This is a genomic window from Schaalia odontolytica, assembly GCF_009730335.1.
Classification (GTDB): Bacteria; Actinomycetota; Actinomycetes; order Actinomycetales; family Actinomycetaceae; genus Pauljensenia; species Pauljensenia dentiphila.
Genome location: NZ_CP046315.1, coordinates 2,021,694 through 2,042,149, shown reverse-complemented (window position 1 = coordinate 2,042,149; position 20,456 = coordinate 2,021,694). Strand labels below are relative to the sequence as shown.

14 protein-coding genes are annotated in these 20,456 nt (G+C 65.8%); 8 read left to right on the top strand and 6 right to left on the bottom strand.

Features of this window, described 5'->3' with window-relative positions:
- Positions 1-24: 24 nt before the first annotated feature.
- Positions 25-939 (top strand): hypothetical protein, encoded by a 915-nt coding sequence (locus FOC40_RS08835; protein WP_131240486.1) that lies wholly within the window; start codon positions 25-27, stop codon positions 937-939.
- 523 nt (positions 940-1,462) lie between these two features.
- Here the strand turns inward: FOC40_RS08835 and FOC40_RS08830 are convergent.
- Positions 1,463-3,208 carry a DEAD/DEAH box helicase gene (locus tag FOC40_RS08830; protein ID WP_155844137.1) on the bottom strand — a complete coding sequence of 582 codons (1,746 nt, stop codon included), beginning with the start codon at positions 3,206-3,208 and terminating at the stop codon, positions 1,463-1,465.
- A 253-nt stretch (positions 3,209-3,461) separates the two neighbouring features.
- On the opposite strand from FOC40_RS08830, the gene FOC40_RS08825 reads away from it, so the two are divergent.
- A complete protein-coding gene (locus FOC40_RS08825; protein ID WP_039929199.1) occupies positions 3,462-4,091 on the top strand; it encodes a ferritin-like fold-containing protein in 630 nt (209 codons plus the stop codon).
- Between the two features lie 85 nt (positions 4,092-4,176).
- Here the strand turns inward: FOC40_RS08825 and FOC40_RS08820 are convergent, their stop codons facing one another.
- The gene (locus FOC40_RS08820; protein WP_003793395.1) at positions 4,177-4,404 is read right to left on the bottom strand and encodes a DUF3107 domain-containing protein; all 228 of its coding nucleotides are present in this window, start codon (positions 4,402-4,404) and stop codon (positions 4,177-4,179) included.
- A 78-nt stretch (positions 4,405-4,482) separates the two neighbouring features.
- Here FOC40_RS08820 and FOC40_RS08815 point away from each other — a divergent pair, with 78 nt between their 5' ends.
- The 6 genes from FOC40_RS08815 (at position 4,483) to FOC40_RS08790 (ending at position 15,987) form a co-directional block, all read left to right on the top strand.
- Complete coding sequence (locus FOC40_RS08815; protein ID WP_039929201.1) at positions 4,483-7,668, top strand: UrvD/REP family ATP-dependent DNA helicase; 3,186 nt, start codon at positions 4,483-4,485, stop codon at positions 7,666-7,668.
- Positions 7,669-7,687: 19 nt separating this feature from the next.
- Positions 7,688-11,116 (top strand): ATP-dependent DNA helicase, encoded by a 3,429-nt coding sequence (locus tag FOC40_RS08810; RefSeq protein WP_003794151.1) that lies wholly within the window; start codon positions 7,688-7,690, stop codon positions 11,114-11,116.
- 292 nt (positions 11,117-11,408) lie between these two features.
- Positions 11,409-12,662, top strand: coding sequence for an ABC transporter substrate-binding protein (locus FOC40_RS08805; protein WP_039929204.1), 1,254 nt, complete (start codon positions 11,409-11,411; stop codon positions 12,660-12,662).
- 142 nt (positions 12,663-12,804) lie between these two features.
- Positions 12,805-13,788, top strand: a complete 984-nt coding sequence (locus FOC40_RS08800) for a carbohydrate ABC transporter permease (protein ID WP_003794156.1) — start codon at positions 12,805-12,807, stop codon at positions 13,786-13,788.
- On the top strand, positions 13,781-14,602 hold the full coding sequence (locus FOC40_RS08795; RefSeq protein ID WP_003794159.1) for a carbohydrate ABC transporter permease: 822 nt from the start codon (positions 13,781-13,783) through the stop codon (positions 14,600-14,602). The genes FOC40_RS08800 and FOC40_RS08795 overlap by 8 nt, the downstream gene beginning before the upstream one ends.
- Positions 14,599-15,987, top strand: coding sequence for an alpha-L-fucosidase (locus tag FOC40_RS08790; protein ID WP_003794161.1), 1,389 nt, complete (start codon positions 14,599-14,601; stop codon positions 15,985-15,987). Before FOC40_RS08795 ends, FOC40_RS08790 begins: the two co-directional genes overlap by 4 nt.
- A 278-nt stretch (positions 15,988-16,265) precedes the next feature.
- Here FOC40_RS08790 and iolE read toward each other — a convergent pair whose 3' ends face one another.
- The 4 genes from iolE to FOC40_RS08770 form a co-directional block, all read right to left on the bottom strand.
- Positions 16,266-17,192 (bottom strand): myo-inosose-2 dehydratase, encoded by a 927-nt coding sequence (gene iolE, locus FOC40_RS08785; RefSeq protein ID WP_003794164.1) that lies wholly within the window; start codon positions 17,190-17,192, stop codon positions 16,266-16,268.
- Between the two features lie 131 nt (positions 17,193-17,323).
- A complete protein-coding gene (iolG, locus tag FOC40_RS08780) occupies positions 17,324-18,316 on the bottom strand; it encodes an inositol 2-dehydrogenase (protein WP_003794166.1) in 993 nt (330 codons plus the stop codon).
- Positions 18,317-18,411: 95 nt separating this feature from the next.
- Positions 18,412-19,488: a transaldolase family protein gene (locus FOC40_RS08775; protein ID WP_003794167.1), complete on the bottom strand. Its 1,077-nt coding sequence runs from the start codon at positions 19,486-19,488 to the stop codon at positions 18,412-18,414.
- A gap of 110 nt (positions 19,489-19,598) precedes the next feature.
- The gene (locus tag FOC40_RS08770; protein ID WP_003794168.1) at positions 19,599-20,366 is read right to left on the bottom strand and encodes a GntR family transcriptional regulator; all 768 of its coding nucleotides are present in this window, start codon (positions 20,364-20,366) and stop codon (positions 19,599-19,601) included.
- Positions 20,367-20,456 lie beyond the last annotated feature (90 nt).

Below are 20,456 nucleotides of genomic sequence, written 5' to 3'. Positions count from 1 at the left end.
AGCTCGCGGCGGTACACTGGGCGAATGGGTAAACGAATTCTTGGGTGGCTGCGTCAACGGCGAGTTGCAGTGATGTATGGAGTGTTATGGTGTTCCTCGTTCTTCGTTATCGCAGTGTTTTTTCATAAAACTCTCACTGATATCGCACATCGTGCTGATGGGGAAATTGCTGAAGCCTGCGTGGTGATGTATGTGATTTCTATTGTTCTCAGTGTGGCTTGCGTTTTCTTCGGATTGTCGATTCGCCAGGGGAAACGACGTCTTTGTGTGACTATGCAATTGCTGACATTTGCCATACTTGTGACAATATTTCGCTCTGTGTTTGATGTGCTTGGTGGTGAGGGGCTTGCGTTTTTCATTGGAGTACCTACTTCTGGAGTTGCGTCGGTATATGAAGCGTTCTTTATGTGGGCGCTTTTTGTGGTAGGGGCAGGGTTTCAAATCGCTTTGATTTCTAATGAAGCTCGACGTCCTGAAATGAATATGCTTCACGGTGGCGTTCTTATTATTGTGGGAATCCTGCTTCCGAAAATGCTTGATTCCTATTCGCTGCTTCGTGCTCACTGCTACGAGGTGCAATGTGGTAATGGTGAGCTCGGTAGTGTCATGCTGTTTGAAATGGCTATTGCCTATGCGGCGGCTCTAGCTGCAATGTTCGTTTTTGGGGTCTTTTCTCCGTCTATTCGTACTTCTATACGCAGAATTACTGGAGAAAATGAATTTGAATGCGTAATGCATTCTGATGATGTTCCACATTATTGTGATCATCCCGTCGCTTTTTGCGCAGAAAAGGAATCGTTTGACAAGAGTGCATTGGCAGGCTCTTCCACCGGTTTAAGTGGTGTTGCTCTATCCACGCGGCTGATGAGTGCTGCTGTTGGTGGCCTCGTCGCCGGCGCGTGTTTCTCGGTTGTGAACCGTCTCTTCAACCGCCGCTGAACTGCGTTGCCTCACGTTTCGACTGGAGAGTCGTGGCATATATCCACGCCGATACTTGTTGCTAAGTGGTGTTACACCACTTAGTGCGGTATTACACCAGCTCGGAGGTGGTGTAATGCTCCCTAACTGGTGTAATGCTCCCTAAGTGGTGCAGCGCTGCCTGGCCAGGGCCTGTTGGACGCCGGCGTGGTCGGTGCTGGCAAGGTTATCCGCAATCATGCTTGTTGTCGATGAGGCGTTACACCAGATCCGTAGGCATTACACCCCTTCGGATCGGGTGCGCCGCGACGGATCGGGTGTAGTGCGACGTATCGGGTGTAGTGCGACGGAACGGGTGCAGTGCCACGTAACTAGTGCAGTGAGTAACGAGTCCAGAGCTCACCGCACCCGTGTGCGTGAGCCGGAGCTACGTGCGTAAACGCCACAGCAGGGATGCGCCGGAGAACAATAAACAACAGGGGAGGGCCCAAGCCTTTCGGCTCGGACCCCCTCCTCACGTCGTATCAGTGCGACGCTGACAGCCTCACTCGGCGCCCTTGCGGCGGCGGATGCGCTTGCGGGCGCGGGGCGCGCCCTCAGACGCCTCACCCGGATGCTGCGAGTGCTCGCCGCGGCCACGGCCACGCGTGCCGCGATCCGATCGACCCCCCTTACCGGCGTTCAGCGTGCGATCCCCGTCCTGGGACCCGCGCGACCGAGAGCCGCGCGCTGAATCCGAAGTGCCGCCCGAACGCGCCGAACGCCCACGGCCACCCCGAGAGGCGCCTCGGGACCCGCCGCGCGAGCCACGGCCTCGGCCCTCGCGGCGAGGAGACGAACCGCCCAGGTCCTCCAACACCTCGGCGTCCAGGCCGGCGCGCGTGCGCTTGGCGCGCGGCAGACGACCGGTCGTGCCCTCCGGGATATCCAGGTCGGTGAACAGGTGGGGGGAGGTGTGGTAGGTCTCGAGCGGATCCGGCACACCCAGGCCCAGGGCCTTGGAGATGAGCGACCAGCGCGGCGTATCGTCCCAGTCAACGAAGGTGACGGCCGTGCCCGAGTTGCCCGCGCGGCCCGTGCGACCGATGCGGTGGATGTAGATCTTCTCGTCTTCGGGGCACTGGTAGTTGATGACGTGCGTGACGTCGTCGACGTCGATGCCTCGCGCAGCGACGTCGGTGGCGACCAGGACGTCGACCTTGCCGTTACGGAAGGCGCGCAGAGCCTGCTCGCGCGCGCCCTGCCCCAGGTCGCCGTGCAGCGAGCCGACCGCGAAACCGCGGGCGGTCAGGTCCTCGCCCAGGCGGGCAGCCGTGCGCTTGGTGCGGCAGAAGATGACGGTCCGGCCGCGACCCTCCGCCTGGAGGATACGGGCGACGACCTCGACCTTGTTCATGGCGTGAACGCGGTAGATGACCTGCTTGACCGTGTTGACGGTCTGGTTCTGGTCGTCGGGATCCTGCGCGCGGATGTGGGTCGGCTGGACCATGAAGCGGCGGGCGAGGGCAACGACGGGGCCGGGCATGGTCGCGGAGAACAGCATGGTGTGGCGGTTCTCGGGGACGCGGCTGAGCAGCGTTTCGACGTCGGGCAGGAAGCCCAGGTCGAGCATCTCGTCGGCCTCGTCGAGGACGACGGTCTCGACGCCGGACAGGTGCAGGTGGCCCTTACGCAGCAGGTCGATGAGGCGGCCGGGCGTGCCCACGACGATGTCGGCGCCACGCTCGAGAGCCTCGATCTGGGGCTCGAAGGCGACGCCGCCGTAGATTTCGACGATGCGGGTCGACAGGTACTTGGCGGCCTCGCGCAGGTCCTGGGCGACCTGCTTGGTGAGCTCGCGGGTCGGCAGGATGATGAGCGCCTGCGGCTTGTTCGGGTTGAGGAGGTCCTCGTAGCCCTCTTCGTCGGGCGCGATGACATCCTCGAGGACGGGGATGCCGAAGCCGAGGGTCTTGCCGGTGCCGGTCTTGGCCTGGCCGATGATGTCGTGGCGCTCCAGCGCGGGGCCAAGCGTCAGGGCCTGGATCGGGAAGGGATGCGTGATGCCCTTGTCTTCGAGGGCGTCGACGATCGGGTCGGTGACGCCGAAGTCCGCGAAGGACTTCTCGTCGAGGTCCTCGCCCTTGCCGGAAATGTCCGGGGTGGCCTCTTCGACCTCGGGGGCTGCGGGCTTGATGTTGCCGAGGCGGACGACGCCTGCGGAGTATTCGACGGACGAGGCCGGGGTGGCCTTCTCGGTGGTGTCAACGTCGGTGGTGGGCACAGTTGCCTCAGTGCTCGTGTTGGTCACGATCTACCTTGTCTCCCGGGCTGTTCCGGGGTTGGGGTCGGTGCCGATCGCGCATTATCTGGCGCAGGGATTCTCGTCCGCGCGTAGGTGTTTTGTCTCAAGAATGCGACCGGTCTTCCGGTGGTCACCTTTCAGTGTAATGGTGTGTGAGGAGTTCGCGGGGGAGGGGCTGGTCACAGAGACGGCTACCAAAAGCACAGGAGTAGGAATCATGCGCCGGGCCGTGGAGCTTGTCAGGCACTATGCTGGAGTCATGGCACACGAGTTTGATTCCGTCCCCGCCGACGACGCCGAAGTCCTTGGTATTCTCGCCTATTCGTCGCTTGCGTTCATGACGCGCCTGGCGAAGGACGGTGAGCAGGCCCCTACGTTCGAGGCCCACGTGGAGCATGCGCGCATGGCCGCGCAGTGCTTCAAGCTTTATCAGCAGCTCGAGGTGTGGAGTGCGCACCGCGGCTTTGATCTGCTGGCGGCCGGTAACGCGTTCTCGGGAGCGTACGACGACCTGGATGCGCGCACGCGTCCGACGACGTTCGCGGAGCGAGCTGTCAAGACGTTCATTACCCGTGGCATGCTGGGCGACATGCTGATCCGCGTCGCGAAGGTGCACGGCCTGTTCGAGGGCATCGAGGACGTGTGGCCCTTCGAGCAGGGGCACTGGGTGCGCGCGCACCTGGGCCCGCAGATCGAGGCTGACGAGCAACTGTCTGCGCGCCTGTCCCTGTGGGGGCGCCGCGTGGCGGGCGAGGCCCTCGGCCTGGTGCGCGCGACGCTGTTCACCTACCCGTCGCTGGCTGCGTCCCCGGAGACCGTCGATGAGATCACGGAGTACGTGATCAAGCGCCACGGGGAGCGCATGAAGGACATTCACCTGAAGGCCTGAGGCCACAGGGTATAGACGAGACCGGGGTTCCTCGGGCGGTATCGCAACCGCTCGGGTTCCCCGGCCTCGTTCGTCTGGGCGCGAATCAGTGGATTGCGAAACCGACGCGGCGTTCGGTCTTGTTGGCGATCTGCACGTAGCCGAGGGCGTGTGCGGGTACGAGGGTGCGCTGGCCCTTCGTGTCCGTGATGTCGAGGACGCCGTGGGCGGAGATGAGGGCCTCGTTGACCTTCGCCATGAGTTCGTTTTCGGTCATGTCGACGTCGAGGGCGAGCTGGCGCGTGTTGTCGCGGATGCCGATGAAGATCTCCATGTTGACTCCTTGCTGGTAAATATCGTCATGGCCATCATATGTGCCGCAGATGCGGGTGGGGTCTGGGAGTATTGCGTTATGAGCGAAATCAAGGTCAGGTTGCGTAGCCGCAACGCCGATTGGTGGCGTCTGCCGGAGCTGAACGCAAACCAGCGTGCGGTCGTGGACGCGGCGTGCTCGGGCGACGTGATTGCGCGCGGCGCCCCGTCCTCGGGCCGCTCGACGTGTGCCCTGGCCGTGTTCGAGGAGGCGGCCGCCCAGGGCCGCTCCGCGCTGATTCTCGCTCCCGATCGCACGCGTGCCGACGTGCTGACCCCGCGCGCGCAGGCGCTTGGCCCGGATGCGGTGCGCCCGGTGCGTACCCCTGCCTCTTTCGCCTATCAGGTGGTGGCTACGTGGCGCACCCAGCGCGACGTGCCCTTGGAGGGTGTGGAGCTGGTGACGGGCGCGGCCCAGGACCAGATGCTCGCCGAGGCCCTGGAGTCGGTGGATGCACCGTGGCCCGAGGACATTGGACCGCAGATGCGCGCGATGCCGGCCTTCCGCGGGGAGTTGCGCAACCTGGTGGCCCGCGCGGGCGAGGCCGGGATGGACGCGTCCTCCCTGTCCGAGGCCGGGGCCCGGTTCGGTCGTCCGGAGTGGCAGGGCGCGGGCGCGATTGTTGCTGCGCTGGAGGAGGGGCCCGAGCGTTCCCCGGAGTATCCGCGCACGCTGCGCGTGGACCTGTCGCGTATCCAGGCGCTCGCGGCCGATCTGATAGCCGCGTGGGAGCAGGATGCGCCGAAGCGCGGTGTACAGGCGCCGTGTCCCGTGCCCGATGTGGTGATCGTTGATGACCTGCAGGATTGCACGCCCTCGACGCTGAGGCTGCTGCGAGCCTGTCGCGACGCGGGTGCCCGGATCGTTGCCTTCTCGGATTCCGACGTGGCCGTGGCTGGGTATCGCGGCGGCGAGCCGCACCTGGACCGCAGGCTTGCCAGTGCTCTTGGTGTCGAGATCGCGGAGCTCGGCCAGGTCTACGACATGTCCCGTGCCGTGCGTGAGCTGGCGCGCCAGGCATGCGCGCGCATCGCACAGTCCGGCTCGCCCGCCCGGCGCGAGGCCGGCGTCGCGGACGACGCTCCGAAGGGCGCTTTGGTCACCCACTTGGGCGCCACGCCCTCGCAGATGGGGGCCCTCATCGCGCGAGCCCTCAGGTCCCACCACCTGCACGACGGCATCGACTTTTCGGATCAGGTCGTTATCGTGCGCAGCTCCTCGATGGTTGCCGAAACCAGCCGCTACCTCGCGCGCGGAGGCGTGCCCGTCGCGGGCGGCGGACGTGCCTTCGACTTCGCGACCCAGCCGACGACGCGCCTGCTCCTGGACCTGGTGACCATGCCGACGGGGACGAGCGACACGGACGTGGCCCAGCGCCGCGAACTCGCCGAGCGCCTCCTGCCCTCGCCCCTCGTGCGCGCCGATGCCCTCGCCATCCACCGTCTGCTGCGTCGCCTGAACGCCGCGCGCGCCCAGGCCGCCGAGGAAGCGGGCGGCGAATCCGCGCCGATCCCGCTGACGGCTGCCGACCTCGTCAGTGACCCGCAGACGTGGCGGCCTGCCATCGAGCAGGCTGAGCAGGCGGGCGGCAAGCGCGCCCGAGCAGCTGCAATGCTCGCGCGGCCCCTCGAGACCGCCGCGCGCCTGTGGGAGCTGGGGATGAGCGGCAGTGTGCGCCCACAGGAACGCCTGTGGTCCCTCTGGGAGGCATCCGGGGTGGCCAGCGAGTGGCGCTCGCGGGCCATCGCGTCGGATGACTCGTCGGGCTGGTACGACGATCAGCTGGACGCCGTCGTGGCACTCCTGCGCGTGGCCGACGTGTGGGAGCAGCGCAACCCCGCCGGCTCCGCCGTGGGCTTCGCATCGGAGCTGCTGGCCGGCTCGGTCCCCATCGACACGATTTCGCGCGTGGGCGTGCGCCCGGGCGGCGTCGAGGTCCTCACCCCCGCGCAGGCGATGGGTCGCCACTGGCAGGTCGTCGTCCTCGCGGGCCTGCAGGACGGGGCCTGGCCGAACCTGCGCCTGCGCGACCGGATTCTGCGCGCTGACCTCCTCGCGGACGTGGGCGCGGGCCGTGTCGCTGTGGGAGAGGATGGGCGCGAGGAGCTCATCGACTCGACGAGAGCAGCGCGTCGCGCGGTGCTGGATGATGAGTATCGCCTCTTCGTCGCGGCTGTGACGCGCTCTCGCAGCATCGTGCACGCCGGCGCGGTGCGCTCGGAGGACGCGGCGCCCTCAGTGTTTTTCGACCTGGTGGCGTACCTGGCTGGCACCCATCGAGAGAACGACATCGTCCCGGTGGATCCGGTCGAGGCGCCGCTGTCCCTGTCCGGGCACATCGCGGACCTGCGGGCGCGTGCGGCCAACTCCGACGAGCCGGCTGACGCCCAGCTCGCGGCCACCCTCCTGGCCCTCATGGCTCGCGAGGGGATTGCTTCCGCGCAGCCGCACCGGTGGCTGGGCGCGGGTGGTACGCCGACCAGCGCGCAGGACTACCGCGGGCAGATCGTCCTGTCGCCGTCGCAATTCGAACGCGCGCTGGCATGCCCGCTGCGGTGGTTCCTCACCACGATCGGAGCCGATGCACCGTCGAACGCGGCCGCCAGCCTCGGCACCCTCGTCCACGCGGTCGCCGAGGAGCATCCGCACGGAACCCCCGAGGAGCTCACCGAGGCACTGGAGGCGCGTATCGAGGAGCTGGGCTACAACCTGGACACGTGGGCTGGTCGCGTCGCCGACCGCCACGCGCGCGAGATCGTGAACAACCTGGCCTCCTACGTCGTCGGCGTACCCGGTGAGGTAACGGTGGAACAGACGGTATCGGCCGAGGTCGAGGGCGTGACCATCCGGGGCCGGATGGACCGACTCGAGCAGGTCGACGAGGGCGTTCGCGTCACTGACCTGAAGACCGGTAAGAGCGGTTACACGAAGGCCAGCGTCGCAGAAAACCCGCAGCTGGCCGCCTACCAGATGGCCATGCTCGCCTCGGGCGAAAAGGTCGCGGGGGCTCGCATCGCGCTGCTGGGCGGCTCCAAGCCGCAGATCTACGATCAGCCTGCGCTCCAGGGCGAGGAGCTGGAGCGGTGGCGCGAGTCGGTGCGCGAGGTGGCACTCAGTGCCCGTGGCCCGTACTTCGAGGCGAGGCCCTCGCAGGAGGTCTGCCGATACTGCTCATTCGACCGGCTGTGCCCGGCGCGCGAGCGCGGCCGCAAGGTGGTGGAGTGACGTGGGAAAGGACAGTGCAATGGCTCTGAGTGCCCTGCAGATTCAGGCGATCGTCGACGCGACGAAGACCCCGACGCCCGAGCAGGTGCGCGTCATCGAGGCCCCGCGACGCCCGCTCCTCGTCGTGGCAGGCGCGGGGTCGGGTAAGACCGAGACCATGTCGATGCGTGTGCTGTGGCTCCTCGCCAACCACCCCGACCTGAGCCCGTCCTCGATCCTGGGCCTCACCTTCACGCGCAAGGCAGCTGGCGAGCTGGGGGAGCGCCTGCGCGAACGCATCCGGCTTCTCTCACGCGAGATGCCGCAGCTGCGCGAGCGCCTCGACGAGGACCCCGTGTCCCTCACCTACAACTCCTTCGCCGAACGCATCGTGTCCGAGCACGGGATGCGTATCGGCATCGACCCCGATTTCTCGATGCTCTCCGAGGCCGGGGCTCTGGACCTCATGCTGCAGATTGTCGAGGCGTGGCCCACCGACCTCGACGAGGATCTCACGCCCCTGGGTGCAGTCGGACAGATCCTGCACCTGGCAGGCGAGATCGCCGAGCACGGCTACACGGTGGAGAGCGCCCGCGAGGCCCTCGTGAGCTTTGGGCGCGAGCTCGAACAGGTCGGCGAGACGAACGACGACGCACGGCGCCTGCTGCGGGCGAACCGCCGCCGCATCGCCTTCCTCGACCCCATCGCGGAGTATCAGAAGCGCAAGCGCGACATGGGCGTGCTGGACTTTTCCGACCAGCTCGTCCTGGCCACGCGCATCGTGCGCGAGGCCCCGGCGGTTCGCGAGTCGCTGCGCGAGGAGTTCCGCGCGGTCCTCCTCGACGAGTTTCAGGACACGTCGGTGATCCAGATGGACATGCTGTCCATGCTGTTCGGCGACCACGCTGTCACCGCGGTGGGCGACCCGAATCAGGCCATTTACGGCTGGAGGGGAGCCTCGGCCTCGTCGCTGGAGTCCTTCCTGGATCGATTCCAGACGGGGGAGGCACAGGAGAGCCAGACGCTCACCCTGTCCACCGCCTGGCGCAACGACCAGGCGATCCTGGACGCAGCGAATCGCGTGGCCGCGCCCCTGCGCGAGGTCGCCGCGTACCAGGAGGGCAAAGAGCACCTCAAGGCCCAGTCGCCCGTCCTGGTCGCGCGAGACGGAGCGGGGCCCGGGCATGTCGACGTCGCCTACGCCCCCGACTACGAGGCCGCGCTGGGTACCGTGGTCGACTTCGCCCGCAGCGTGCGCTCCCAGGCGAGCGAGGGCGGCAAGCGGCGCACGGTCGCGGTGCTGTGCAGGCGCCGCAAGGACTTCGCGTACGTGGATGCTGCCCTGCGTGACGCGGGTATCCCGACGGAGATCGTGGGGCTCGGCGGTCTGCTCGACCAGCCCGCCGTGCAGGACGTGCGCGCCGCGCTGGAACTGGCTTATGACGTCGAGGCCTCCCCGTGGCTGGCGCGCCTGCTGGCTGGTATCGACCTGGGGGCCACCGACCTGATGGCGCTGGGCGACTGGTCGCGTGTCCTCGCCCGCTCGGAGGGGACAAACCCCCACCAGGCGGTCCTTGTGGATGCGGTGGATTCTCCGCCGGAGCCGGGGTGGGCGGCCGAGGGGCGGCCGGCGATCAGCGAGGAGGCGGTGCGCCGCGTGCGGCTGCTGGGCGAGCGCCTGCGGCAGGTTCGCGAGGGCGTGGGGCGCTCGGTCACCGAGCAAGTCGAGCGGGCGATCCTCATCATGGGCACGTTGGACGACGTGATCGCCGATCCGCTGTCGATGGGCGGGCGCGCGGCCCTCGACGAGTTCATCGCGGTGACGGCGGCCTACGAGAAGGATACGCCGGGGGCCTCCCTCGGCTCGTTCCTGGCATACCTGCGCATGGCCGACGAGCGCGAGGACGGGCTCGAGGCACCCCTGGGGGAGCCCGACCCGCGCGCCGTGCTGATCATGACGGTCCACGCCTCCAAGGGCCTCGAGTGGGATTGCGTCGTCGTCTTCGGGTTGAGTGACGGCATCTTCCCGTCGCACGACAAGCGCAAGACTGTGTCGTGGCTGGATGAGCCGCCGATCGCTACTGCCTGGTTGACGGATGCCAGCGCGTTGCCGCACCCGCTGCGCGGGGACCGCGCGGATCTGCCGCCGTTCTTGCTGGACGTAGAGGGCGAGGCCAAGCCCTCGGCCGCGTACTCGAAGTGGGTGAAGGGGCACTACGGGCGCTCCCTGGGAGTGCACGCAGAGCGCGAGGAGCGCCGCCTGGCATACGTGGCGATGACGCGCGCTCGGAGCATCCAGCTCCTCGTGGGCTCGTGGATCTATCGGACGGGTTCGACCACGAGGCAGCCCTCCCGCTACCTGATGGAGGCGCGCGCGCAGCTGTTCGGTGATGCGCCGGACCTGGTCGACGACACGCTCGTGCGCGTGGGAGACCGCGGCGTGTGGGCCAGGGGCGATTGGCGCAGCCTGGGGATCGAATCGGTGTCCGGTGCCGGAGTATGCCTGATCGCGCCGGAGCCCGGCGACGAGGACATCGTCGACAGCGCGGCCGGTACGGCGTCGGTGTCCTTCCCGGAGGAACCCGGCCCCTCGCGCCAGAGGGTCGCCGCGGCCGCGCAGGCCGTCGGGGCGCAGATTCGCGACCTGGCGCAGGATCAGGATGTGTACGAGGCCTTGGCGCAGTTGGGGGATGACCCAGCGGTGCGCGATACGGTCGCACTCATCGAGGAGTATCACCTGGGGCTTGAGACGCCGGTCGTGGACCTGTGGGCCGAGCGCGTACCCGCGACGTCCGTGTCGGCGCTCCTGCAGGACGCGGATGAGTTCGCGCGAGATATGCGCCGACCCATGCCTGCTCGCCCCAGCTCGTTCTCCGCGCTGGGCACGGTGTTTCACGCGTGGGTGGAGCGCGAGCTTCACCTCGCGAGCGCGGATCCGGCTTCGGAGATCACCGCGGGCAACGAGGTGAGCGCGGGTGAGGACGCTACGCTGGCAGGCGGTGACGACGCGGCGGACGAGGCCCTATTGACGGACGGTGAGCGCGAGCGCCTGGAGCGGCTGCGCACCAACTTCCGTGCCTTTGTCGCGAACGAGCTGTCGGACTACCGGGCCGTCGCGATCGAGGAGGCCTTCTCAGTTCAGGTGGGCGGCGTGTCCGTCCAGGGCCGTATCGATGCCGTGTTCGAGCGCGTGCGCGGCGATGGTCCCCGCTACCTGGTCGTCGACTGGAAGAGTGGACGCCCGGTGAGCGCCGCGACCAAGCCGGATAAGGTCGCGTACTTCGTGACTCAGCTGCGCCTGTACCAGCGCGCGTGGGCGGCCCGTATGGGCGTGGACGCCTCCAAGGTGGGGGCGATGGTCGCATTCCTGGCGGGCCCCTCGCACCACACGCTCGAGAGCCTCGAGGCCATGCTGGGGGAGGGCACCGCATCCCTGGACGAGGCGCTGCGTGATGTTTTGGATCTTTAAAATCCCTCTTTAATCAAACTGGATGGGTGACAGGCTGACAAGAGTTTGATGAAAACGGTTGAAAAGCCTGTCGCCCACGTCATTAAAAGCCTTCACAGGGTCGTCAGAATTAATCGCTGGATGTGACGAATGCAAAATTCTCCCTTGTGTGCCCTGCTCAGAGGCTGGTACAGTTGTCCTGTCAATTTCAATGACGAGAGACGGCACTTTCGGGAACGTTCCCGGACACGCGTTACAGAGAGGCAATGCGTTGACTGGAACCCCGGTGCCCCTGACAAGGAAGGAGCGCAGCGTGCGCCCCACTATCTCCAAGTACCTCGCACTCGGTGCGACCGCCTCGGCCTTCGCCCTGCTCGCAGGTGCGTGCGGCTCGGGAAGCACCAGCTCTGGCGGTGGTGCTAGCTCGGACCAGGTCCACCAGATGTACACCTGGGTCTCCACCGACAACGACCGCGCCCAGTGGCAGTCCTTCGTTGACGCGGCCAAGGAGAAGGACCCCAACTTCACCCTGACCTTCGACGGCCCGGCCTTCAACGACTACTGGACCAAGGTCAAGACCCGCATGGTCGCCTCGGACGCGCCCTGCATCCTCACCACGCAGGCCGCCCGTGCGCAGGAGCTGTCCGGCCTGCTTGAGCCTCTCGACTCTTACATGGAAGCCGCCGGCATCAAGGCCTCCGACTACAACGCTGCGATGATGCAGGGCATGACGGTTGACGGCAAGGTTCTGGCTCTGCCCTACGACGCCGAGCCCGACGTCCTGTACTACAACCGTGAGATGTTCGAGAAGGCCGGCCTTGAGGCCCCTTCAACCTCCTACACGACCGAGCAGTTCCTCAAGGACGCCAAGGCTCTCACGGGTGACGGCAAGTACGGCATCGCCGTTAAGCCGCTCCTCCTGGGCAACGCCCCCGGCGACTTCGGCATCGCCTTTGGCGGCCAGGTTTCAGCGGACGGCAAGAACACCCTGACGGATCCCAAGTTCGTCGAGGGCGTCCAGTTCGCCTTCGACCTGGTCCACAAGGAGCAGGTCGCAGTTGCCCCGAACGCCGCCGACAACGACGGCCCGGCCCAGACAGCCTTCACCTCCGGTACCGCCGCGATGATCGTGGATGGCCCGTGGATGTACGGCTCCTTCGAGAAGGAGCTGGGCGATAAGCTCGGCGTCGCCGTTATCCCGACCCCCACGGGGCAGCCCCGTGCGGTCATCCAGGGTTCCGGCTTCGGCATTGCGAAGTCCTGCCCGGACAAGCAGGCGGCCTTCAACGTTCTGAAGGAGCTCGTGACTCCCGAGGTCATCGGCACGGTCGCCGACAAGCAGGGCACCGTCCCCTCCGTCGAGTCCGCGATGGACAAGTGGGCTGCCAACAAGCCCGCGGATAGCGCCGAGGCTGTTCGCGTTCTCCTCGAGAATGGCACCCCGCTGGTGACGACCACGACGTGGAACCAGATCAACACGTCCTTCCAGCAGTACTCGCCTGAGGGCTTCCGCGGCACCAAGACCGCTCAGGATATCCTCTCCGATCTGCAGAACTCCGCTGGCTGATCCCAGCTCACCATGAACGAGGCCGGGGCGACCTTCTCGGTTCCCCGGCCTCGTTTCGTGGGTTTCTTTCCGTTAGCGCTAACGATGGTGTGAGCGGGACTGTGGAACCCACTGACATTCGACGGAAAGGTGTGCATAGCTTATGAGCGTTGACACTGTGAAACCCGGCCGCGAGGCGCCCTCGGGCGCGGCGGGTGCGGGGGAGGCGAAGACCTCCAAGCGCGGCAAAAACTCCGCGCGCGCTGAGGGCCGGCGGGGCGATGGCCTGCGCGCCCTCGTCTACTTGTCGCCCGGAATGATGGGCTTCCTTCTCTTCATCGTCCTGCCCCTGATCGCGTCGCTCGTGATCTCCTTCTATGACTGGTCGATCTTCGGAGGCGGCCGCTTCATCGGAGTGGAAAACTACCGGCGCATGCTCAGCGGCGAGGACCCGGCGTTCTGGACGGTCATGCGCAACACCGTCGTGTTCGCCGCCTGCTACACGGCGCTGAACCTGGTGATCTCGATCGGCCTGAGCTACTGGCTCCAGCGCGTTCCCGAGTGGCTCAGCCGCGTCCTGCGCGTCATCTTCTTCATCCCGGTTGTCACGCCGATGGTCGGTAACGCGCTGATCTGGCGCCTCATGCTCTCCGACAACGGCGTGGTCAACTCGGCCCTGGCCGTCTTCGGGATCGAGCACATCCCCTTCCTGAACCACCCGGCTCTCGCGATGGGCTCGCTGCTCATGATGAGCCTGTGGCAGGGGCTGGGCTACAACATCGTCGTGCTCACGGCAGGCCTCAATGGCCTGAACACCTCGGTGCTCGAGGCCGCGACGATCGACGGCTGCAACGGCGTTCAGCGCTTCTTCAAGGTCGTCTTCCCGATGATCTCCCCGACTGTCTTCTTCTGCACGGTCATGACGATCATCGGCGCCTTCAAGGTCTTCGCTCAGCCCTACTTCCTGACGCTGGGCGGCCCAGGTGAGGCGACCAACACGATCGTGCTGGCCCTGTACCGCAACGGTTTCTCTTTCGACAAGCTCGGGTACGCGTCCGCGATGGCGTGGGTGCTCTTCGTGATTGTCATGACGGTGACGGCCCTGCAGTTCGCTGGCCAGAAGAAGTGGGTGAATTACGATGCATAACAAGCGCGTATCAACGACGATTTCGGTCGTCCTCCTGGGCCTGATCGCGGTCGCTTTCCTCTTCCCCTTCGCGTGGATGGTCGCGACCTCGCTCAAGCCCACGACAGAGGTCTTTAGCCTGAGTCCGACGGGCAGTCGAATCGCCTGGGATAACTATCCGTCTGCTCTTAACTCTATTCCGTTTGGCCGAGTTGTCCTCAACTCCTTCATCGTTTCGCTGGCAGGCGCCGCCCTCGTGGTCGTCGTGTCGGTTCTGTCCGCCTACGCGTTCGCGCGTCTGCGCTTCAAGGGTCGCGATCACCTGTTCATGCTGTTCCTGGGGACGCTCGTCCTGCCCCAGGAAGTCCTCGTGATCCCGCTGTACATCGGTATGCAGCGCATGGGCCTGGTGAACTCCTACTTTGCCCTTATCGTGCCCTTCGCGTTCGGCGCTTTCGGCGCGTTCCTGATCCGTCAGTTCCTCATGTCCCTGCCCCTCGAGTTCGAGGAGGCGGCTCGTATTGACGGCTGCAGCGACTGGAAGATCCTGACGAAGATCCTGCTGCCCTTGCTCAAGGCTCCGATCACGGTGGTTGGCGTGTTCGCGTTTATCGACTACTGGTCCGCGTTCCTGTGGCCCCTCATCGTGGTCAACGATTCGTCGCTGGCAACGATCCCGCTGGGCCTGCAGATGTTCTCGGGTGAGCGTGGCACCGACTGGGGCCCGCTGATGGCCGCGGTGACGATGACGACGATCCCGTCGATCCTGCTGGTCGTGTTCCTGCAGAAGCAGCTGGAAAAGGGCGTTACCCTGGGCGCCTTCGGAGGACGATGACGAACATGAGCGAAACGATGACGGACACCGAGCGCTGGAGTTCCCTGGCACGCCCGACCCCGCAGTGGTTCGAGGACGCCCCGCTGGGCATCTTCGTCCACTGGGGCCCCTACTCGGTCCCAGCGTGGGCCGAGGATCACGGGGAGCTGGGCGTTGAGGAGGACTGGGAGGCATGGTTCACCCACAACTCCTACGCGGAGTGGTACTTCAATACGATTCGTATTCCGGGTTCGCCTGCCGCCCAGCGCCACAAGGACCTGTACGGGTCGGCCTCGTACGACGTGTTCTTGGATGCGTGGGATCCCGACGCGTGGGATCCGGCTGAGTGGATGCGCCTCTTCCACCGTGCGGGTGCCGGCTACGCGGTGCTCACGACCAAGCACCATGACGGCGTCACCCTGTGGGATGCCCCTGAGACGGGCACGCGTAACACCGTGCGCCGAGGCCCGTGCACCGACCTCGTGGCCGGCTTCGCGGACGCCGCGCGCGACGAGGGCCTGCGGGTCGGCCTGTACTACTCCGGTGGTCTGGACTGGCACTACCGGCCCGCGCGTCCCATCCTCTCTGAGGACGACTGCAAGGACCTGTGCCGCCCGAAGGACGCCGACTACGCGCGCTACTGCTTCGTGCACGTGCGCGACCTGATCGACCGCTACGCACCCGACGTCATCTGGAATGACATCGACTGGCCGGACGAGGGCAAGAACTTCGGCCCCTATGGCCTGGGGACGCTCTTCGAGTACTTCTACGCGGCGCGCCCCGAGGGCGTGACGAATGACCGCTACGGCGGTGTTCACGCGGATTACCTGACCAGCGAATACCAGCACATGGGCGACTCCGAGACGAGCGGCAAGCCGTGGGAGAACTGCCGAGGTGTCGGCCTATCCTTCGGCTACAACCGAGCAGAGGGCGAGCATCAGTACCTCAGTGGTGCGGCGGCCGTCCGTCACCTGGTGGATGTGGTTGCGCGCGGCGGGCGCCTCCTGCTCAACGTGGGTCCGCGTGCCGACGGCACGATCCCGCGCGAGCAGCGTGAGTGCCTCGAGGGCATGGGCGCCTGGAATGACCTGTATGGGGAGGAGCTGCGCGGCGTGCGTGCGCTGTCGGCCAAGGACTTCGAGGCCGTGACCGCGCAGTCTGCAGGAGACGAGGCCTGGGTCCGCCTCCTCGTTCACGAGGACCACGTCGCAGTGGTGGCGAATGCATCCGTCACGCAGGTGTCGGGTCTGCCGAGCGGATTCGACTACTCGCGTTCCACGATTCTGACGCCGGGCGCGGCGTGCTCGTGGGATGGGCAGAGTCTGACCTTGCAGGCGGGGGAACAGCCTCCGACCGATGCCCGCGGCGATGCTTTGCCGCTGGTCATCACAGCCCCACGGGCGTGAGACGAGGTTGTCGGCGCGGGCCTTCAGGCTCGCGCCGACAACTTTTTATACGAGCAGCGGCACCGTCGCAACGATTGTCGTCGCGACGACGAGGGGTTCGAAGACACGCAGCGGAATGTGGGCGGCCAGGCGGCGCCCCGCCCACGCGCACGCAAGGATCACGTCACACGCAGAATGTTGCGTGCCACGGCGCTGGAGAGCAATGGGGGTGGAAGCGAACGAGTCGCTTCCACCCCCATATGATTCGCGCGGGAAGTTGAGGAACCGCGCGAAGCTGCTCACTGACCCAGCAGCGTGCCCAACACGTAGTCACGCGCGATGTGCGCGTACTCGAGCGGAGGGGCGATCTTCGGATCCTGCTCGGCTTCAACGAGGATCCAGCCCTTGTAGCCGTGCTCAACGAGGAAGGCGTAGGGCTCGGTGAAATCGATGGCGCCGTCGCCGGGAACCGTGAACATGCCGGCGAGGAAGGAGTCGAGGAAAGAGCGCTTGGCCTGGCGAGACTCTTCCATCTTGGCGGGGCGCACGTCCTTGAAGTGCACGTGCTTGATGCGGTCGATTGCGCCACGCAGCAGGCCCATGACGTCGCCGTCGCCCACGAACGCGTGGCCCGTGTCGAAGAGCAGGGAGACCTTCTCCGGATCGGTCAGTTCGAGCATGCGCAGCGTCTCATCCTTGGTCTGGACGACGGTGCCCAGGTGGTGGTGGTAGACCAGGTCAAGGCCGTACTCGTGGGCGATCTCGCCGAGCTTGTTCAGGCCCTCGGCCAGGACCGGCCACTCCTCGTTCTTGAGAACGGGCTTGTTCTCGAAGATGCAGATGTCGCGGATGCCCTGCACCGAGCCGGTCTGCTCGGAGACGACGACGCGGGTGGCGCCGAGGAACTGCAGGTACTCGCAGGTGGTGCGGAAGTCTGGGATGACGGCCTCGACGCCGTCGCGGACGATGAAGCTGGAGAACCACTGGGCAACGATCTTCAGGCCAGCGGCGTCGGCCTTTTCCTTCGTCTCTTCCTTCGAGGGGTACCAGCCGGCGACCTCGGTGCCAGCAAAGCCGGCCTCGGCCAGGTCGTCGAACATGATGTCAATGGTGTTCCATTCGCCGACCTCGGGAATGTCGTCGTTACGCCACGCAATCGGGTGCATGCCCCAGGTGATGCCATTGGGGTCGTTGATCGCGGTTGCGGGATCGTAGACGTGAGTCATTGCAGCTCTCCTATGAGTCGCGGTTGTAAGCAACGGCGAGTTATGCCGGTGTCACTATTCTACTCAATCCCGTTGAATTGTCTAGACAAAGCGACTCCCGGCGGGGGAACCCCGCCGGGACTTTCGAGACGCTACCAGGCGAGCGACACGGGCTTGCCGGTCTTTGCCGACTCCGTGGCGGCCTCGGCCAGGCGCAGAGCCTCGATCGCATCGTCGATGGACGGCGTGGGCTTGGTACCCGTGACAACCGCGTCGATAAAGGCGGTCAGCTCAAGGCGGTAGGCGTCCGCGTAGCGCTGCAGGAAGAAGTCCAGGTACGGCTCGGCCGCATCCGTGACCTCGGCGTTGGACAGGCGCACGGTGGTGGCGCGGATGTTGTCCGCGTTGAGCGTGCCCGTCGAACCCTGGGCTTCCAGGCGCTGGTCGTAGCCGGCCGAGCACTTGCGGTTGTTGACGATGGTGGCGACGACGCCGGCGGCGTTCTTCAGGGTGACCACGGCGGCGTCGAAGTCGCCGGCTTCCCTGATCTCCTCGTTGAAGTTCTGGCCGAAGGCGTGCACCTCGATGATGTCGCCCAGGAAGAAGCGGGCCATGTCGAAGTCGTGGATGGTCATGTCGCGGAAGATGCCGCCGGAGACCTTCACGTACTCAGCCGGGGGAGCGGAGGGGTCGCGCGAGATGATGAGCAGGTTCTCCAGGTCGCCGATTGTGCCCTCTTCGAGCTGAGCGTGAACCGCGGCAAAGGAGGGATCGAAGCGGCGGTTGAAGCCGAACATGACGGGCACGGACACAGCGCCCAGCTCGTCGCGAGCGGCCTCGACGTCCTTCATGTCCAGCGCGATCGGCTTCTCGCACAGCACGGCCTTGCCGGCCTTGGCGACGGCGAGCAGGTGGGGGATATGCAGCGGCGTGGGCGAGCCGATGACGACGGCGTCGACGCCTTCGTCGGTGAAGACGGAGTCCACGTCGGTCGTGTGGCGGGCGCCGTAGACCTCGGCCAGCTTCTGCGCGGCGTCACCGAAAGGATCGGCAACGAGGGCGAGGGTGGCGCCGGGGTGGGCGGCGATGGTCTTGGCGTGGACGTGGCCGATGCGGCCGGCGCCGATAACGGCAATGTTGAGCATCTTTGCTTCTTTCTAGGTGAGAGGGGTGTGCTAAACAGCAGAAAACCGTGACGTTTGGTGACCCCGCACGTGGTGTGCGGGGCCAGCCAGAGGGATCACGGAGCGGGCATAATGACGTCGCGCACCAGTGCGTCGAGGTCAGCGTCTGCCTGCAGGAAGCCGCGCAGCGTCTGCACGGTGCCACCGAAGGTGTCGAACTCCTCCGGGGTCATGCCGTCGGGCTCGTAGGCACGGACGAACTCGGGGATCGAGAGCAGGGTCTTCATGATGTCCTCGCGCACGGGGATGTCCATGCGCTCTTCCACCTTGTAGTCCGAGTCGTTGATGAGCTTGGCCCACTGGAACGGCGGGGAGACGACGACGTCGCCACCGACGAACTCGGACCAGTGCATGACGTTACGGAACGCGGCGGAGAGCATGCGGGCGCGCAGGCCGCGCTTCTGGAACTCCTGGTAGGCGCGCTTGAAGGCGGCCACGCCGCACCACTCGAGGTGGCCCGGATCGATGAACAGGCGATCGCGCTTGGCGACCTCCTTGATCCAGTCGTCGAGGCGGCCCACCATGAGGGTGACGACCGGGCCCATCTGGGAGGTGTCCTTGCCCTCGGCCTCGCGGCGCTTGAGGCCGCGCTCGATGGCCTCGCCCGTGGTGACGGCCTGTGCGACGGAGAAGGAGACCGTCACGTTGACGGAGACGCCGCGGTAGGTGGCCTCTTCGATGGCCTCGACACCCACCGAGGTGGCGGGGATCTTCACGATGATGTTCTTAGCGAGGTTGTGGAACTCCTCGGCCTGGTCGGCCAGGGCCTTGGCGGAGCGAGCCAGGCGCGGGTCCGTCTGCATCGAGAGACGACCGTTGCGGCCGTTCTCGGCCTCGAAAATGGGCTCGAGGAGCTTGGCGGCCTCGAGGGACAGCTCGCGCACGACCTGCCAGCCGATCTCAGACTCGGTGGCGTCGGGCATTTCCTTGGCGAGCTCCGCGATGCGGGGCAGCCACACGTCGCGACGCTGGTTGATGCAGGTGTAGGCGATGGTCGGGTTGCAGGTAGCACCAACGCCGCCGAAGGAGAGCGACTGCGCTAGCTCGCTGGGATCCGACGAATCGTTCCACAGGGCGGTGGGGGTGTTACGCGCGGCGTCCAGAAGGGGGCCGGGGGTGTACTCGATGGACATGGCGGGAAGCACTCCTTTGTGATTGCTTTCGACTTTCTCCGTCGGGGATAAGTCTACGGCAAGCGCCTACGCCTGTCAACAGTTTGTTAGGACAAAGTGTCAATATCTTGTCACTGAGCGAAAAGGCTAGTCTCGAAGGAGTATCGCGATGCGCGGTAGATATGGTTGCCGTACTCGACAATGCGTCCCGAGGGGTCGTATGTCGTGCGCTGCGTCGTCAGCAGCGCGGCGCCGCGGTGCTCGGACAGGAGCTTGGCTTCCTTTGTTGTCGCGCTGCGAGCGCCGATCACCTGGCGGGCCGAGGCCAGGGTGACCCCGCGCTCGCGCATCAGGTCGTAGAGGGAGGCGGACTCGAGCTCCTGCATGGTCGGCGCGATGTCCGTCGGGATGAAGTTGGTAAGCACGGCGATTGGCTCGTCGTTGGCAAAACGCGTGCGCTCAATGTGGACGATGAGTGTTCCCTCGGTGATCTTGAGGACGTCGGCTTCCTGAGCGTTGGCCGGGCGTGCCTCGTAGCGCTGGATCGTCGTGTGGACCTTGTGGCCGGCGTTGACGAGGTCGCGCATGAGGGAGGTGAGCTCCATGGGGCGGTGAACGTGGCGCGGGGACACGATCGTACCGACGCCGCGGCGGCGCGTCAGGAGGCCGCGGTCAACGAGGCGCTGGAGCGCCTGTCGTGCCGTGGGGCGGGAGACGTGCAGTCGCGCAGCCATCGACAGTTCATCCTCCAGGCGCGTGTCCGCAGGCAGGGCGCCGGAGTTGATGAGCTGTGCGATGGGTTCTGAAATCTGGAAGTACAGCGGCACGGGGGAGGAGCGATCCAGCGTGATGTCTGGAACGTAGGGGGTGTTCCCCGAGGTGGGCGATGCTTTGGACATGTCAAACCTTCGTGTGTGGCGCGACAGTTGTGCAAAATATTTAGGGTTACATAGTATCAGCGTTGATGTAAAGGGTGAGAGTGACGCGCT

Bases quoted from the DNA above. Each gene is read 5' to 3' on its own strand.
- FOC40_RS08795 (WP_003794159.1), top strand. From the start codon at position 13,781: ATGCATAACAAGCGCGTATCAACGACGATTTCGGTCGTCCTCCTGGGC.
- FOC40_RS08770 (WP_003794168.1), bottom strand. From the start codon at position 20,366: ATGTCCAAAGCATCGCCCACCTCGGGGAACACCCCCTACGTTCCAGAC.
- FOC40_RS08815 (WP_039929201.1), top strand. From the start codon at position 4,483: ATGAGCGAAATCAAGGTCAGGTTGCGTAGCCGCAACGCCGATTGGTGG.
- iolE (WP_003794164.1), bottom strand. From the start codon at position 17,192: ATGACTCACGTCTACGATCCCGCAACCGCGATCAACGACCCCAATGGC.
- FOC40_RS08825 (WP_039929199.1), top strand. From the start codon at position 3,462: ATGGCACACGAGTTTGATTCCGTCCCCGCCGACGACGCCGAAGTCCTT.
- FOC40_RS08800 (WP_003794156.1), top strand. From the start codon at position 12,805: ATGAGCGTTGACACTGTGAAACCCGGCCGCGAGGCGCCCTCGGGCGCG.
- FOC40_RS08820 (WP_003793395.1), bottom strand. From the start codon at position 4,404: ATGGAGATCTTCATCGGCATCCGCGACAACACGCGCCAGCTCGCCCTC.
- FOC40_RS08775 (WP_003794167.1), bottom strand. From the start codon at position 19,488: ATGTCCATCGAGTACACCCCCGGCCCCCTTCTGGACGCCGCGCGTAAC.
- FOC40_RS08810 (WP_003794151.1), top strand. From the start codon at position 7,688: ATGGCTCTGAGTGCCCTGCAGATTCAGGCGATCGTCGACGCGACGAAG.
- FOC40_RS08835 (WP_131240486.1), top strand. From the start codon at position 25: ATGGGTAAACGAATTCTTGGGTGGCTGCGTCAACGGCGAGTTGCAGTG.
- FOC40_RS08790 (WP_003794161.1), top strand. From the start codon at position 14,599: ATGACGAACATGAGCGAAACGATGACGGACACCGAGCGCTGGAGTTCC.
- iolG (WP_003794166.1), bottom strand. From the start codon at position 18,316: ATGCTCAACATTGCCGTTATCGGCGCCGGCCGCATCGGCCACGTCCAC.